7 protein-coding genes and 1 rRNA gene (1 of these 8 running past the window's edge) are annotated in these 16,277 nt (G+C 57.7%); 7 read left to right on the top strand and 1 reads right to left on the bottom strand.

Annotated features, from left to right (window positions below):
* From ACFSKT_RS05440 to ACFSKT_RS05425, 4 genes are all read left to right on the top strand, one after another.
* Positions 1-2,383: ribosomal RNA gene (locus ACFSKT_RS05440) — 23S ribosomal RNA — on the top strand (it extends 787 nt beyond the left edge of the window).
* A gap of 248 nt (positions 2,384-2,631) precedes the next feature.
* Positions 2,632-3,576, top strand: coding sequence for a hypothetical protein (locus ACFSKT_RS05435; RefSeq protein ID WP_377717412.1), 945 nt, complete (start codon positions 2,632-2,634; stop codon positions 3,574-3,576).
* 319 nt (positions 3,577-3,895) lie between these two features.
* Complete coding sequence (locus ACFSKT_RS05430; RefSeq protein WP_377717411.1) at positions 3,896-5,908, top strand: methyl-accepting chemotaxis protein; 2,013 nt, start codon at positions 3,896-3,898, stop codon at positions 5,906-5,908.
* Between the two features lie 210 nt (positions 5,909-6,118).
* Positions 6,119-7,249: an aminotransferase class I/II-fold pyridoxal phosphate-dependent enzyme gene (locus ACFSKT_RS05425; protein ID WP_377717410.1), complete on the top strand. Its 1,131-nt coding sequence runs from the start codon at positions 6,119-6,121 to the stop codon at positions 7,247-7,249.
* A gap of 108 nt (positions 7,250-7,357) precedes the next feature.
* Here the strand turns inward: ACFSKT_RS05425 and ACFSKT_RS05420 are convergent, their stop codons facing one another.
* Complete coding sequence (locus tag ACFSKT_RS05420; protein WP_377717409.1) at positions 7,358-8,437, bottom strand: VanZ family protein; 1,080 nt, start codon at positions 8,435-8,437, stop codon at positions 7,358-7,360.
* A 307-nt stretch (positions 8,438-8,744) separates the two neighbouring features.
* Here ACFSKT_RS05420 and ACFSKT_RS05415 point away from each other — a divergent pair, with 307 nt between their 5' ends.
* From ACFSKT_RS05415 to galU, 3 genes are all read left to right on the top strand, one after another.
* Complete coding sequence (locus tag ACFSKT_RS05415) at positions 8,745-12,863, top strand: choice-of-anchor I family protein (RefSeq protein ID WP_377717407.1); 4,119 nt, start codon at positions 8,745-8,747, stop codon at positions 12,861-12,863.
* A 205-nt stretch (positions 12,864-13,068) separates the two neighbouring features.
* On the top strand, positions 13,069-15,279 hold the full coding sequence (locus tag ACFSKT_RS05410; RefSeq protein ID WP_377717406.1) for a bifunctional alpha,alpha-trehalose-phosphate synthase (UDP-forming)/trehalose-phosphatase: 2,211 nt from the start codon (positions 13,069-13,071) through the stop codon (positions 15,277-15,279).
* Between the two features lie 39 nt (positions 15,280-15,318).
* On the top strand, positions 15,319-16,212 hold the full coding sequence (gene galU, locus ACFSKT_RS05405; RefSeq protein ID WP_377717405.1) for a UTP--glucose-1-phosphate uridylyltransferase GalU: 894 nt from the start codon (positions 15,319-15,321) through the stop codon (positions 16,210-16,212).
* Positions 16,213-16,277 lie beyond the last annotated feature (65 nt).

Raw genomic sequence — 16,277 nt, 5'->3', positions numbered from 1 at the left:
GGTCGTAGACCCGAAACCGTGTGATCTACCCCTGTGCAGGGTGAAGGTGCGGTAACACGCACTGGAGGCCCGAACCCACGAATGTTGAAAAATTCGGGGATGACGTGGGGGTAGCGGAGAAATTCCAATCGAACTCGGAGATAGCTGGTTCTCCCCGAAATAGCTTTAGGGCTAGCCTCGGTATTGAGAGTCATGGAGGTAGAGCACTGATTGGGTGCGGGGCCCGCCAAGGGTTACCAAGTCCAGTCAAACTCCGAATGCCATCGACTTATAACCGGGAGTCAGACAGTGAGTGCTAAGATCCATTGTCAAGAGGGAAACAGCCCAGACCATCAGCTAAGGTCCCCAAGTGTGTGTTAAGTGGGAAAGGATGTGGAGTTGCAAAGACAACCAGGATGTTGGCTTAGAAGCAGCCACCATTTAAAGAGTGCGTAATAGCTCACTGGTCGAGTGACTCTGCGCCGAAAATGTAACGGGGCTAAACACACCACCGAAGCTATGGATTGCGTCGTCTTCACTGTGTCTTTGAGGTGGAGATTCAGCCGGGACATTAGCCAGAAATAACCGATGAGGTTATTCAAGATTTCTGGCCAAATGTCCTCAGGCTAAACACTTTACTTCGAAGGTAGAGTGAAGACGACGCAGTGGTAGGGGAGCGTTGTATGTAGGTTGAAGTCAGACCGTAAGGACTGGTGGACAGCATACAAGTGAGAATGCCGGTATGAGTAACGAAAAGACAAGTGAGAATCTTGTCCGCCGAAAGCCTAAGGGTTCCTGAGGAAGGCTCGTCCGCTCAGGGTAAGTCGGGACCTAAGGCGAGGCCGAAAGGCGTAGTCGAAGGACAACAGGTTGATATTCCTGTACCACCGCAGCCGTTATGAGCAATGGAGTGACGCAGAAGGATAGTAACGCGAGCTGATGGAATAGCTCGTCCAAGCAGTGAGGCTGATGTGTAGGCAAATCCGCACATCGTTAAGGCTGGGCTGTGATGGGGAGGGAAAATTACAGTACCGAAGGTTATGTGTTCCCGCTGCCAAGAAAAGCTTCTAGCCAGGTCAAGGTGCCCGTACCGCAAACCGACACAGGTAGGCGAGCAGAGCATGCTAAGGCGCGCGGAAGAACTCTCGTTAAGGAACTCGGCAAAATGACCCCGTAACTTCGGGAGAAGGGGTGCCTCGGTAGGGTGAATAGCCCGAGGGGGCCGCAGTGAAAAGGCCCAAGCGACTGTTTAGCAAAAACACAGGTCTGTGCGAAGCCGTAAGGCGAAGTATACGGGCTGACGCCTGCCCGGTGCTGGAAGGTTAAGGGGAGTGGTTAGGGTAAGAGTTTTCGGAGAAAACTTTCTTCGGAAGCATAAGCTTGTCCGAAGCTATGAACCGAAGCCCCAGTAAACGGCGGCCGTAACTATAACGGTCCTAAGGTAGCGAAATTCCTTGTCAGGTAAATTCTGACCCGCACGAATGGCGTAACGACTTGGGCGCTGTCTCAACGAGAGATCCGGTGAAATTTTAATACCTGTGAAGATGCAGGTTACCCGCGACAAGACGGAAAGACCCCATGGAGCTTTACTGCAGCTTGATATTGGACTTTGGTACGATCTGTACAGGATAGGTGGGAGCCGTTGAAGCCTGAGCGCCAGCTTGGGTGGAGGCGCCGTTGGGATACCACCCTGATCGTATCGGAGTTCTAACCCGCCACCCTGAATCGGGTGGGGGGACCGTGTCAGGCGGGCAGTTTGACTGGGGCGGTCGCCTCCTAAAATGTAACGGAGGCGCCCAAAGGTTCTCTCAGAATGGTTGGAAATCATTCGAAGCGTGCAAAGGCATAAGAGAGCTTGACTGCGAGACCAACAAGTCGAGCAGGGACGAAAGTCGGGCTTAGTGATCCGGTGGTACCGAATGGAAGGGCCATCGCTCAACGGATAAAAGCTACCCTGGGGATAACAGGCTTATCTCCCCCAAGAGTCCACATCGACGGGGAGGTTTGGCACCTCGATGTCGGCTCATCGCATCCTGGGGCTGAAGTAGGTCCCAAGGGTTGGGCTGTTCGCCCATTAAAGCGGTACGCGAGCTGGGTTCAGAACGTCGTGAGACAGTTCGGTCCCTATCTGTCGTGGGCGTAGGAAATTTGAGAGGAGCTGTCCTTAGTACGAGAGGACCGGGATGGACGTACCGCTGGTGTACCAGTTGTTCCGCCAGGAGCACCGCTGGGTAGCCAAGTACGGACGGGATAAGCGCTGAAAGCATCTAAGCGTGAAGCCCCCCTCAAGATGAGATTTCCCAATTAGTAAGACCCCTGGAAGACGACCAGGTTGATAGGTTCGAGGTGGAAGCGCAGCAATGCGTGCAGCTGACGAATACTAATCGGTCGAGGGCTTATCCTAAACGTAACAAAGCTAAAAGGACTGTAAGTTTCGTATCCAGTTTTCAGGGTGTAACGAGCCCATATTTTGGGCGACGTTATGATTAGAAAACCGACCACTTTATTGCGGTCGGTTTTTTTTGCACATGTGTAGAACGTTCGGGTATTTTAAGCCAACGCGCCTAAATGATACAAGCGGTATTTCCAAGACGAATGGCGCACGCTAAGCGAGGCTTAGGCGAAGCCGACATTCGAATGGAGGGATTATCGTTGAACCAGAAAGCGTATTTGCTGTTATGCAGCTTGAGTGTATCGGCTATGCTTTTTACCGGCTGCGCGAATGATAACGGGAATAATGGCAACCAAGGCGGAGCGAACGGAACGCAAGCGAATAATGCCGGTCAAGGCCATCGCATTGCCACGCACGATGCCAATCATGCCGGACGAGGAACCACCGGCACAACCGGAACGGGGACCGGTACGGGCACCAACATGATGGGCACAGTGGGCACAGATACCGATCGAACGGGACCTACGGAAGGCACAACGGGCTTTGGAACGACTGGAACAGGAGCAGGAACAGCAGCAGGAAACAGAATAGGTACTGGCTCGCTCGGCAACGCGGCATCGCAAATGGGCATGCAGGCGGCGAACCAAGGGAATAATCAGCTTGTCTTGGAACTGGGCAGTATCGTCATTACGGGCGTAACGGGCCAAACTCGCGGCTTAGGCGCAGATATAGGCAGCGGCATGACGGCTAACGGCACGAACTCGTATGCAGGCAACCCTATGTATTCCAATCGGATGTATTCGTTGAAAAGCGTGACGTCCGGTTCCGGCGCATCGGCCTATAATACAACGCCGACAGGGACGACAGGGACAGGTGCAAACGGGAATTACGATACGGGTCGTATGGGCAATCAGACGAATACGTACGCGGGTAACCCGATGTACTCGAATCGGATGTATTCGCTGAAAAGCGTCACTTCGGGTTCCGGCGCGACGGCATATAGCACGACGCCAAAGGGCACGGGGAGTCTAGGCGGCGAAGGCGTTGCCCTGCTGCAGGTGACGGATGCCAAATCGATTCAAGCGATTCAGCGGGTAAACCGGAATCTGTCTTCATCCAATCCCAAAGCAAAAGCTACCGCCATCGCGAAGGATATCCGCTATATTCTGAATCATGCCAAACCCATGACGCAAACCACACGTTAATTTAAATAAAGTGGATCTCTCCGAATAGGCGTTAAAAGGCCATTCTTATCTCAAGCCCCTCAGCAGGGGCTTTTTTTGCGTTACGCAATAAATGCTTCTTCGCGCGAAGTTGTGAAATTTCGACAAAAACAACGTATGCTCAGAAAAATGTAAGCGATACCACTTCCAAACCCAGACATTATGATATATATTAATACCATAATAAAAAGGTTACTGAGATTGAATTGATTTACGTTTTCATCGCGAAAATCGGTTCAAACCACAGAAATCTACATGGGGGTATCTAATGTTTAGGTTAATTAGGGAAAAGGTTTCGCAAATGACGGTCAGACGAAGATCCCAAACCAAGCCGATAGCTTCCTTCAAGAGCGGCAAGCTCGTCTTGTCCCTGCGCAGTAAACTAATCATTACGTTTGTCATCATACTAATTGGACCCGCGTTCGCGATCAGCTTGCTTTCTTACAACACGGCGAAGGATAAGGTTGCCGACCAAATGACGGGCGGCGCGCATCAGAACGTGCAGCTGTTGAATTCGGTTATTACGCAATACGCCTCGGCCGAGGTGGCGAATGTAGACTATTTGGCATCACTTATTACGGAAGATACATACACAGGACCGGACCAGACGCTGCAACGGAAAATTCTCGATCCGTTCTACCGTTCGCATCCGATTCTCTCGAGTATTGAATTCGGCGGCGAGTCCGGTTATTACCGGAACGTGCAGGGAACGCCCTGGGCGCTCGACGGCGAACACCGTACGGAGGCGTGGTACGAGGAAGCGAAGAACGAGGCGGCCGCGATCGTCTCGGACCCCTATGTATCGGCCATTACCGGCGAGTTCGTGATCGGCATTGCCAAGGCAGTAGCCGACGGGAGCGGCGTTGTCCGCAGCGAAGTGAAGATCAATGAGCTGATCAGCATGGCGGACACGGTAGAGATCGGGAAGAAGGGGTATGCTTTTATTTTGGACGAGCAGGGCAAAAGCGTGTTTCACCCGGTGATGGAGGCGGGCGAGGCCGCGGAAGGCGGCTGGGTGGAGCGATTGTTCGCATCCGATGAGGATCAGTTCGTGGCCAGCGTGAACGGCGATAAGCAGGTCATCGCATTTACGACGAATCCGGTAACGGGTTGGAAAATTAGCGGCACGATGTTCGAGTCGGAAATCGCGGCAGAGTCGAGTCCGATCTTGAATCAGACGCTGCTTGTCGTCATCGTGGCGCTGTTGATCGCGGCCGCCCTCGTGTTCTACATTTTGCGCGGCATGTTCAAGTCGCTTCGCATTATGATGACGACGGCCGATACGATCAGCAAAGGGGAGTTGTCCGCGCGGATTCCGAATATGCGACAAGACGAACTGGGCAAATTAAGCGCAAGCTTTAACGAAATGGCCGAAAGCATCCATCGCACCATCAGCCGCATCAACGCCACCGCCGTCTCCTTGGCTTCGTCCTCGCAAGAGATGAGCGCCAGCGTCGAGCAGGCAGCCAAGGCAACGGAACATATCGCGGAATCTTCGCAAGGCATTCATGACGGGGCTAGCAAGCAAGGCTCTCTGTTGACCGAGAATCACGGCCATCTCTCGTCCATCACAGCGCGAATGGCGAAGATTGACGGCTTCGTTACGCAGTTGGATACGTTGTCGGTTGAAGCAGGAGACCGCTCACGCGCGGGCAGCGACAATGTGCAGAACGTCGTCCATCAAATGAACGTCATTCATGACTATGCCCAGCAGCAATCGACGATGATGAGCAGCCTGATGACGCACTCGAGCCAGATCGAACAGATCGTCAAAGTCATTCAAGAAATAGCGGGACAAACGAATCTGCTGGCCTTGAACGCGAGCATTGAAGCAGCCCGGGCAGGTGAACATGGAAGAGGATTCGCGGTCGTGGCGGCCGAAATCCGCAAGTTGGCGGAGCAGACGGGGAAATCGACAGGTTCGATTAAACAACTGATCGGCGAGATGCAAACAAGTACGGCGAACGCGGTCCAATCCATGGGACTTACGATTGCCGAGATCGGCAAAGGGATCGAGGTCGTCGAGCAGACGGACCACAATTTCAGAAGTATCCTATTGTCCGTCAGTCCGCTAGCGGATATGAGCCACGCGCTTCGCGGTTATACGTCCGAGATTGCCGAACAAGCCGCGCTTATGATCGATTCGGTCAACCATGTGATCCATATCGCAAGCGAGAATGCGGGCGGCACCGAGAGCGTCGCCGCTTCCGTCGAGGAGCAGTTGGCCTCGATGGAGCAGCTTTCGGCTTCCGCCGCTTACTTATCGAAGACGGCGGACGAACTGTCCAAGCTGGTGGAGACGTTCAAAATTTAACGTGCGCGGTTATGCATAAAGTCAGCGGTCATGTCAGATAGTAAACAGGACAACAAACCCTAGCTTGCCGCGGAGAAATACACACTGGACACCGTTTAAGCAAGTTCGAGTAAAGTTAACAGGAGTTCCGCGTCAATCGGAGCTCCTTTTGGCATTTTTGGAGAGATCTTAGGTCACCGCGCGTTAGAGCGTGAGAATGGAGCGTTCCCCATGGAAATGCCGCCTTTCGCGGTGGAAGTATGGATGGATCGATATGGCAAGCGGTCCCGGTTTAACCTGGCGGATACGTGCGTGGATTGCATGACGTTGGATGAGCTGCTTGGTTTAGGCGGCAAGGAGGCGCGGGAGCAGCTGTGGAACGCGCTTGTGTACCGAAAGCAAATTTATGGCGATAGCATCGGATCGCCTTCGCTTCGGTCCGCGATCGCGAAACGATATAAGGGTGCTTCTCCGGGGCAAGTCATGGTCATGAACGGGGCGCTGAGCGCGAATGCGTTGGTCATGATGACGCTGCTTCGGCCGGGCGACCGCGTCATTGCGTTTCACCCTACTTTTCAGCAGCTTTTTGAATTCCCGGCGATGCTTGGCGCCAAGGTGGATTTGCTGCCGCTGAGGCCGGAGAACGATTTTGAGCCCGATCCGGACGAGCTCCGCCGCATGATCACGCCGGAGACTAAGCTCCTCGTCATCAATAATCCGAACAATCCGACGGGCACGCTATATGATCGTGAAATGTTGATGCAGATAAGCGCGATTGCTCGGGAGGCGGGGGCATTTATTTTATGCGACGAAGTGTACTTCAATCTGCGGCCCGAAGATCGGGAGACCGCTCCTTCGATCGCGGAGGTGTACGAACGGGGGATCGCCACGTCCAGCCTGTCCAAGACGCTGTCGCTAGCGGGGATAAGGATCGGGTGGATGACGGCGCCGTCCGACGTGATTGCAGCCTGCAAGCAAAATCATTTCTATATGACGATTAGCTGCGGTATTCTTTACGACCAAATCGCGGTCCATGCGCTGACCCACTATGATCGTCTCCTGGAACGCGGCAGAGCACTCTTGAGCAGGAACGTAGATCTTTTGCGGCAGTGGGCGGCGAATGAACCGGACATCGAGTTTCATCCTCCGCAAGGAGGGGCAGCCGCGCTGCTGAGGTTGACGAACGGACGCAATACGGTAGCATTCTGCAAAAAACTGCTGGAGCAAACCGGTGTGCTCCTGACGCCGGGAGCATGTTTTGGATTAGACGAAGGTTATATGCGGGTGGGCTGCGCGGGGAAGACGGACGTGCTGCAAGAAGGATTGGCCCATCTCCATTGGTTCCTCCATCACGATGCATAGTGGGAGTACGTTGAACCCTGCTGCAATGAAGCCGCCCTGCCGGACAGGAACGGCTTTGTTCAGTGTATATCTTATACTCGCATACGAACCGGAAGACAGACTACCGGCCTACGTAATCACGTGATGCGTTTCGCTCCGCGCCTCGTAGAACAGCCTGCGGTTGCGATTGAACAAGCAGCGCAGCGCATGTACGGCAAGAACGGCGTCCAGCGCGAACAACGCGAGGGCAGCCGGCAGCAGCAAGATTGCCGGTGAATGAGCGGCAGCCAGGAGCAGGAATGCCTCGTGCAGCCCTCCGATCAAGCCGTAAAGCAGTCCGTAACGAATGACGAGCTCCCGCAACAGCAGCCGATCTGCTTGCCCGCGCAGCTTGATCCGCACGAGCCACTTGCCGAACGTTCTGCCATTCGTCATTAGCGGCACGACGATGAAATAGAGCGCGATGCTCACCCAATAGGGGAATGGAACGTGCAGCAGATGAAGCGCGAGCCAAAGGGGCAGCGCGATGGTCCAGTCGCATAGGAGCGCAACGGCCCTGCGGGTATAGGATACCCGCTTGGTTGCCAAATCCACCTGATCGTTAAGCCGATCGATTCGGGGTAATCGCTTCATCAGCAGCGATGCGGTCAGCAAGCCGAGTAAGCCGCCCGCCGTATTCGTAATCAAATCATCAACGTCGAACAATCGGTACGGATAGTCGTAGATCCCGTAAACGCCGGTGACCTGCGTTACTTCGAATAGAAGCGACAAGCTCAGCGTCATTAGCAGGCAGGCGAGCCAGGACCTGCGGAAGTAAAGGCGCAGGAACATGCCGAAGGGCGCGGTCAACAGGATATTGAAGGCCGGTTGGAGGAAAGCTCGTTCCCGCAGCAGCCGCCAATAGGTAGACGGGGAATCCGGACGGACGGTCGTCTCCGCGGCGATATCCTGAATAAAATGAAACGGGATCCACTGGGCGTACGAATCGACGGCCGGCGGCTCGTTATGAATGGTGGGCGGCAGCGGGAGCAGGATCAAATAGACCGCATTCATCAAATAGAGCAGCAGCAGATAGAGCATGAGCGCCCGGTATTTATGGACATACCCGTGCCTGCGATACTGGGTGAGCAGAAACGGGAGCGTAAAGAGCGCGGCGGCGGCCGGGAACGACAAAAACGCCATAGAAATCGTGTATGCGTACACTTCCATCGTCTTGATTCACCTCATCTTTGCTCCTTAACCTCGTCATAAGCGGCTGACACGGCCGGCATCGCGAAGAAGAACTTCCTCCATCATACCCCGAAGCCTTAAAGCTCATCTACGATCGTCCGTTTAAGTTGCGTTTAATTCGGTCATTAACAATATCTTCATGAAAGCATCACGTCGGCTTTACATCCGTTTGTTAATCTGCCGTTAAGATCACGGGCATGCGCGGTTCGGGGAGAGGACGAGTCTCTCCGACGGTCTATGCAGGCGAATGCTCGCGCATCACGAGGAGAACAGGAGTGAAGTGGCAGTGAACAAACGTAGTCGGCAAATGCTAACCGGTCTGCTGGCGGCCGGAATCGTAATGAACACGGCGCTAGCGGGCGGACAAGCCGCGGAAGCGGAGGATCTTGCGGTCGCCGCGGCAAGCGTGCTTCCGGGCACGCCATATAAGGCGGACGGCACCTATGACGTGACGCTTCCCCATGTCGTCATCAATCAAGTATACGGGGGCGGGATGGCGGCGGCGGCGGATACCTACATCTCCAACGGGTTCATTGAGCTGTACAACCCGACGGACGCCGATATCGCGCTGAACGGCTGGTCGCTCCATTACGCGTACGCGGCCGACCCTGCTACGGGCATATCCGGGGACTGGCAGAAGCTGAGCTTGAGCGGGACGATCAAGGCCAAGTCGTACTACCTCGTATCCGCTGCTCCGACGGGCGCTTCGGTGGCGAACGTGAAGGTCGATATCTCCACGCCGGACAAGTACGACCTCGCTTGGCCGAACACCTTTATCAATAACAAAGCGCTGAAGGTCGTCCTGATGAGCAACGATGCGACGCTGGCCGCCGACAACAAAAATCCGTTCGCGGCGAAGACCGCCGGGTATGTGGACATGCTCGGCACGTCGGGCAACGACAGCGGCACGATGATCGATGGCTATGAGAAGGCATTCCCAAGCGGCAAGCCGGGCGCGAATTCCAAGAAGATCGCGCTGCGCCGCCAAGCGTTCGCGGACGCGGACAACAACAAGACGGATTTCGTCCCGATCGACTATAGCTCGGCCGCAACGCCGATCGCCGACGTACGCCCGCACAGCGGCAAAGAGCTGAAGCTGGCGGTCACGACGGCGCTGCTGCCTGTCGCAACGGCCGGCAAGGCATATTCTGCGGTCATCGAAGCGGAAGGCGGCACCAAACCTTACACGTTCTCCAGCTCGGCGCTTCCGGATGGGCTGGCGCTTGATCCGGCTACGGGCGCGCTAACCGGGACGCCGACGGCGGAGGGGACAGCGGACGTGACGTTCACGGTAACCGACGGCGCTCAGACGCCGGCGGTCGCGACCAAGACGCTGACGCTCGCCGTAAGCGCGGCGCCGACGCATACCTACGTAGATCGCTTCTCGCTGCGCAAGCTTGGCGAATATTCGGTCGGCACGACGAATGAGGACGGCGGCGTAGCCGAGATCGTCAAGTACAACGCGGAGAACGGCAAATTCTATCTCGTGAACGGCTCCGGCAATCCGCCTTCGCTTGAGATCGTGAAGCTGGAGGCGGACGGGAAGCTGAAGCATGAGCGGACGATCCAGGTCAAGGCGCTGGCGGAAACGGGCGACTTCGCTTATGGCGATTTGACGAGCGTGGATGTGAATACGTCAGTCGATCGCGTATTCGTGGCGGTCCAGGAGGCGGGTCCGGCGAAAGCGGGCAAAATTCTCGAGCTGGACTACGACGGCAATCTGGTAAAAGCTTACGAATCGGGCATTCAGCCGGATATGATCAAGTCGACGCCGGATGGACGGTACGTGTTGACGGCGAACGAAGGCGAGCCTCGCGCCTCCAAAATCGACCCCGAGGGCGGCGTGACGATCGTGGACCGGCAGTCGGGCACGTCCTCGCAGGCGAAATTCGATCAGCCGGCGATCATCGGCGACGGCGTCCATATTCGCGGCTCTTCCGAGAGCGGCCAAATCCGCGGCGAAGGCCGCAAGGATGACGCGGTATTCGATCTGGAGCCGGAATACATCGCGTTGTCGGCGGATCATACGAAAGCTTATATCTCGCTCCAAGAGAACAACGCAATCGCGGTGCTGGATATCGCGGCGAAGCAGTTCACGGCGGTCAAGGGTCTTGGCTTCAAAGACTGGTCCGATCCGGCGAATAGGATCGACGTTATCAAGGACAAAGCGATCAAGCTGGAGAACGTGCCGTTCAAGGGCATGTATATGCCGGATGGCTTGGCTTCCTTCACCGTCGGCGGCAAGACGTACCTGCTCTCGGCGAACGAGGGCGACGTAACGGAGTGGACCGGGCGAGAGAACAACACGCCGAGCCGAAAGAACGGGGCGAAGCTTAGCGCCGTGAAAGGCGGTCTGGATCCGAATTCCGAAGCGGCGAAGTTCCTAAGCGGCAAGACGGCTTATGACGGCATCGAGGTCGCGACCGATATGGGCACGGACGGCATCTATATGTTCGGAGGCCGCTCGTTCTCGATCTGGGATGCTTCGACGATCGAGCAGGTATACGATTCGGGCAGCGACTTCGAGCAGATTACGGCACAGCGGCTGCCGGAGCGATTCAACGCGAGCAATGACGACGCCGACCTGGACAGCCGCAGCGCGAAGAAAGGTCCGGAGCCGGAGGATGTCAAAGCCGGCAAGGTGGGCAGCCGGACGATCGCGTTCATCGGTCTCGAGCGCGTCGGCGGCATCGTGTCGTACGACGTGACGGATCCGGCGAAGCCCGTGTTCGCGAACTATACGAATACGCGCGATTTCAACGCGGCCAATGTGACTGACACCGACACGGCGCCCGAAGGCGTCGAATTCATCCCGGCGGAGAACAGCCCGACAGGCAGACCGCTGCTGCTCGTCGCGTACGAGGTCGGCGGGCGCGTGTCGGTACTCGAGCTGAACGTCACGAAGGTAACGATCGACAACAAGACGCTGTCGCTTACCGCCGGCGGTGCGGCGGGCAAGCTGAGCGCGACGGTCGAGCCGGTAGGCGGGGGCGAGGCAGCCGTGACGTGGACGTCCTCGAATTCGGAGGTGGCGACGGTGGATGCCGGGGGCAAGGTGTCCCCGGTGGCGGCGGGAACCACGGTCATCACCGCGGTATCGGCCGATGGCTATGGATCGGCGCAGAGCGTCGTCACGGTCAGCGGCGCGCCATATGTGCCGGGTCCAATCGTCGGCTCGAACGGAAATTCGGCGGCGGCGACGGTGACGGCTTCGACCAAGGACGGCGTCACAACCGCAACGATCGCCGTGAAGACGGCGACGACGAACGGGCAGGCGACAGCCGAGATTGGCGAAGCGGCGATGAACGATGCGCTCGCGAAGTTGGGCGGCGCGGCGGCATCGGCGCTGGAAGTGGAAGCGACGGAAGCCGGCGATGCTCGGCACATCAGCTTTAAGGTTACCGCAGCGGCGCTTGCCAAATTGGCCGCGGCTAGCGTGCCGACCGTCAAGCTGATCTCCGGTACGGCAGCCATCACGCTGGACCGCGCGGCGATCCAGGCGATCGTCAAGTCCGCGGGCAGCGGCGACGCGACGATTACGGCAGCCCGTGCCGCGGACGGCGCCCTGACGGGCGAAGGCGCAAGCCGGATCGGCAGCCGACCGGTCGTCGACCTGACGATCGCCGCCGGCGGTGCGACCGTCGCCTCGTTCGAGGGCGGCAGCGCGAAGGTGTCGATACCGTACACGCCTGCGGCTGGCGAAGATCGGAACGCGATCGTCGTCTATGAGGTGGATGGCAGCGGGCGGCTTGCGACCGTCGCGAACGGTCGTTACGATGCCGATTCCGGCACGGTAAGCTTCACGGCGAGCCGCTTCTCGCGTTATGCGATCGGGTATAACCGCATCATCTTCGGCGATGCGGACGGCAGCTATGCTGCCTCCGCGATTACGTACTTATCCGCGCGCGGCGTGATTAACGGCGTGGCAGACGGGAAGTTCGCGCCGGATCGGCAGGTGTCCCGCGGCGATTTCGCGCTATTGCTCGCACGCTTAGCCGGCGTGGACGCAAGCGCTGCCGGCGGTGCGAATTTCGCGGACGTGAAGCCGGGGGCTTATTATGCCGGTGCCGTCGGCTGGGCGCTCGATGCAGGCATCGTCAGCGGCGTGAGCAAGGACCGCTTCCATCCGAACGCGCCGATCACGCGCGAGCAGATGGCGGTCATGATCGCCCGCTTCGCGGAAGCCGTCGGCTACGAGCTGCCTCGTGACAGGCAAGCTGCCCCGTTCCAGGATGCAGCCGCCATCTCGCCGTTCGCGGCGGATGCGGTGGACGCGCTTCATGCGGCCGGCTTGCTTGGCGGCCAACCGGCGGGCGGCGGAACCGTCTTCGCGCCGAAGGGGACGGCGACCCGCGCGGAAGCGGCCGTTCTGCTGGCTTCGCTGCTGCAAGGCATGACCCAATAATAGGAAGCCGTCTATCGGCGACAGAGCAGGCATGGTCCAGTTAATGGATCATGCCTATTCGCGTAACGGCCGCTATTGTCTCACCCCTATTCCCTCCTATCGTTCACGCTCGTCTTCTTCGTCTGCTCGCTCGATTGCTTCAGGCTTGCCTCGAACGGGTAAAATCTTGCTACCTCGCATCTCGCGAACGGAAAGGGGATTGACCTTGAGCAAATTGATTTTCGTATCCAACCGGCTGCCTGTCACCGTCAAGAAGACGGAGGATGCATTGCGCTACAGCGAGAGCATCGGCGGATTGGCGACCGGGCTGAAGAGCTATCACGAGCAGGGGAGCAGCCTGTGGGCCGGCTGGCCGGGCATCGCGCATGAGGAGCTGCGTCCGGACGAGGCCGAGGCGATGGAGCGGGAGCTGCGAAACGAATACAAATGCCTGCCGGTCTCGTTGACGGCTGCGGATATCGAGCAGTATTACCACGGCTTCTGCAACGAGACCATTTGGCCGTTGTTTCATTATTTCACGAGTCATACGGAATATAGCGCGGAGACATGGGAAGCCTATCGCCGCGTGAACGAACGTTTCTTCGAAGCGCTGGATCCGGTGATCGGGGACGAGGATACGATTTGGATTCACGATTACCAGCTTATGCTGCTGCCTCAGCTGATTCGCGAGAAGTATCCCGACGCGAAGATCGGCTTTTTCCTGCATATTCCGTTCCCGTCCTTCGAAATCTTCCGTCTGCTGATCTGGCGGGAGGAAATACTTCAGGGTCTTATGGGCGCGAATCTTATCGGCTTCCATACGTACGACTATGTACGCCACTTCGTGAATAGCGTGAGGCGGATTCTCGGCGTCGAGCACCACTTGTACAAAATGAACCAGGATACCCATAGCGTGCGGGTCGAAGCGTTCCCGATGGGCATTGATTACGACTACTTCACCGCCTCGCGGGAGGCGGACAAGCTCTCCCCGGAGCTGCAGTCGTTCACGGAGAACGCGCAGACGGTGCGCAATATTTTGTCGATCGACCGGCTCGACTATACGAAAGGGATACCGGATCGGATCAAGGCGTTCAAGCGCTTCTTGACCGATTATCCGGAGTACCGTGAGAAAGTGCGGCTGAATCTGATCGTCGCGCCTTCCCGGGTGGAGGTGGAATCGTACGACAAGTTGAAGCGGCAGATCGAGGTGCTCGTCAGCGAGGTGAACGGGCAGTTCGGCACGGCCAATTGGATGCCGGTCTGGTTCTTCTTCCGCACGTTCTCCCAGGAGGATCTGATCGCCTTCTACCGCAGCAGCGACGTGCTGCTCGTGACGCCGCTTCGAGACGGGATGAACCTGGTGGCCAAAGAATACATCGCCTCCCGCACGGATCTGCAAGGCATGCTCGTCCTCAGCGAGACGGCCGGCGCGGCAAGCGAGCTGTTCGAGGCCGTCATCGTGAACGCCAACGACCACGGGGCGATCGCGTCCGGCTTGAAGACGGCGCTGGACATGCCGGAGGACGAGAAGACGGAGAAGAACCGCGCGATGCACCGCCGGCTCGCCCGCTACGACGTCCACTTCTGGGCGGACAAGTTCATTACCGCGCTGGGTCAGGCCGATTCCGGACATCAGCCTTCAAAGCCGCTGCTCGGCGCTTCCGAGGCCGCCGCTTTGGAAGAAGACTACCGGAACGCGTCGAGCAGGCTGCTGCTGCTGGACTATGACGGTACGCTGGTCGGCTTCAAGCCGACGCCCGAGCAAGCCAAGCCGGACGAGGAGCTCAAGCGGCTGCTGCGGAAGCTGAGCGACGATCCCGCTAATACGGTCGTCATTATTACCGGACGCGAGCATACCGGCATCGAGAAGTGGATGGGCGATTTGAACGTGCACTTGATCGCCTCCCACGGTCTGTGGCTGCGCAAGCCGGATGGGGACTGGACGAAGACGATCCACGTGGACAACGAGTGGAAGGAGACGATCCGTCCGCTGATGGAGACATACACCGACCAGATGCCCGGCTCGCTCATCGAGGAGAAGGACTACGCGCTGGCTTGGCATTACCGGCAGTGCGAGTCCGAGTTGGTCGAGCTGAAGCGAACGGAATTGCGCGAAGCGCTGTTATCGATCACAGGTACCATGAGCCTCGGCGTGCTCGAAGGCAACAAGGTGCTGGAAGTCAAGGACGTCCGCATGAACAAAGGGCACGGCGTCCATCTGCTTACGGGGGAGAAGGCATACGATTTCGTACTCGGCGCGGGAGACGACCATACCGACGAAGACATGTTCGCGGCGCTGCCGTCCGAAGCGTATTCGATCAAGATCGGCTCCGGCCACACGAATGCCCGCAGCCAGCTAAAATCGCACCAAGCGATGCGCCGTTTGCTCCAACGGTTGGCCGATGCAAGCGTCGAGCCGAAGCCATTGCTCCATTAACCCGCAGGCGACCACCATGAACAACAGGAGGAGACTACGATGAGAATTCGCAAAGCGATTATTCCGGCAGCCGGGATGGGAACCCGGTTCCTGCCGGCTACCAAGGCGATGCCCAAGGAGATGCTGCCGATCGTCGACAAACCGACGATTCAATACATCGTCGAGGAGGCCGTCGCGTCCGGCATCGAGGACATTATTATCGTAACGGGCAAGAGCAAGCGCGCGATCGAGGATCACTTCGACAACTCGTTCGAGCTCGAGCATAATTTGGCGGAGAAGAACAAATGGGCGCTGCTGGACGAGGTGCGCAAGCCGACCGAGATGGCGGACATTCACTATATCCGCCAAGGGGAGCCGCGCGGTCTCGGCCATGCCATCTGGGTGGCCCGGAAGTTCATCGGCAGCGAGCCGTTCGCCGTCCTGCTCGGCGACGATATCGTCGAGTCGCGGCAGGTTCCTTGCCTGAGGCAGTTGATCGGCGCGCACGAGCGATACGGCAGCACGATCGTCGGCGTCCAGCCCGTGCCGTGGGAGGAGGTGTCCCGGTACGGCTTGGTCGACGGCGAGAAGATCGCGGAGCGCGCGTTCAAGGCGCGTCGACTGGTCGAGAAGCCGAAGCGCGAAGACGCGCCCTCCAATCTGGCGATCATGGGCCGTTACATTCTAACCCCGGCGATCTTCGATATTCTGGGTGAGCTGGATCCCGGCGTAGGCGGCGAGATTCAGTTGACCGATGCGCTTGCGCGGCTGGGCCGGATGGAGGACATCATCGCGTATCACTTCGACGGCACTCGCCACGACGTCGGCGAGAAGTACGGCTTCATCGAGACGTCGATCCATTATGCGCTGCAAAATCCGGAGCTGCGGCAGCGGCTGATCCCGTATCTAGCCGACATCGTGCGGGAAGCGGAACAGACGAGCATGAGCAAGTAGCGGCTTGCGGAAGTTAGCGGAGAAGGCGCGGCAGGGTAGATCCTGCCGCGCCTTTCGTCAGATTT

The sequence above is a fragment of the Paenibacillus xanthanilyticus genome (genome assembly GCF_042682185.1).
Classification (GTDB): domain Bacteria; phylum Bacillota; class Bacilli; order Paenibacillales; family Paenibacillaceae; genus Paenibacillus_Z; species Paenibacillus_Z xanthanilyticus.
This window is presented reverse-complemented; position numbering and strand designations above follow the sequence as displayed.

Coding starts and splice junctions, on each gene's coding strand:
- ACFSKT_RS05430 (WP_377717411.1), top strand. CDS start 3,896: ATGACGGTCAGACGAAGATCCCAAACCAAGCCGATAGCTTCCTTCAAG.
- ACFSKT_RS05425 (WP_377717410.1), top strand. CDS start 6,119: ATGGAAATGCCGCCTTTCGCGGTGGAAGTATGGATGGATCGATATGGC.
- ACFSKT_RS05420 (WP_377717409.1), bottom strand. CDS start 8,437: ATGGAAGTGTACGCATACACGATTTCTATGGCGTTTTTGTCGTTCCCG.
- galU (WP_377717405.1), top strand. CDS start 15,319: ATGAGAATTCGCAAAGCGATTATTCCGGCAGCCGGGATGGGAACCCGG.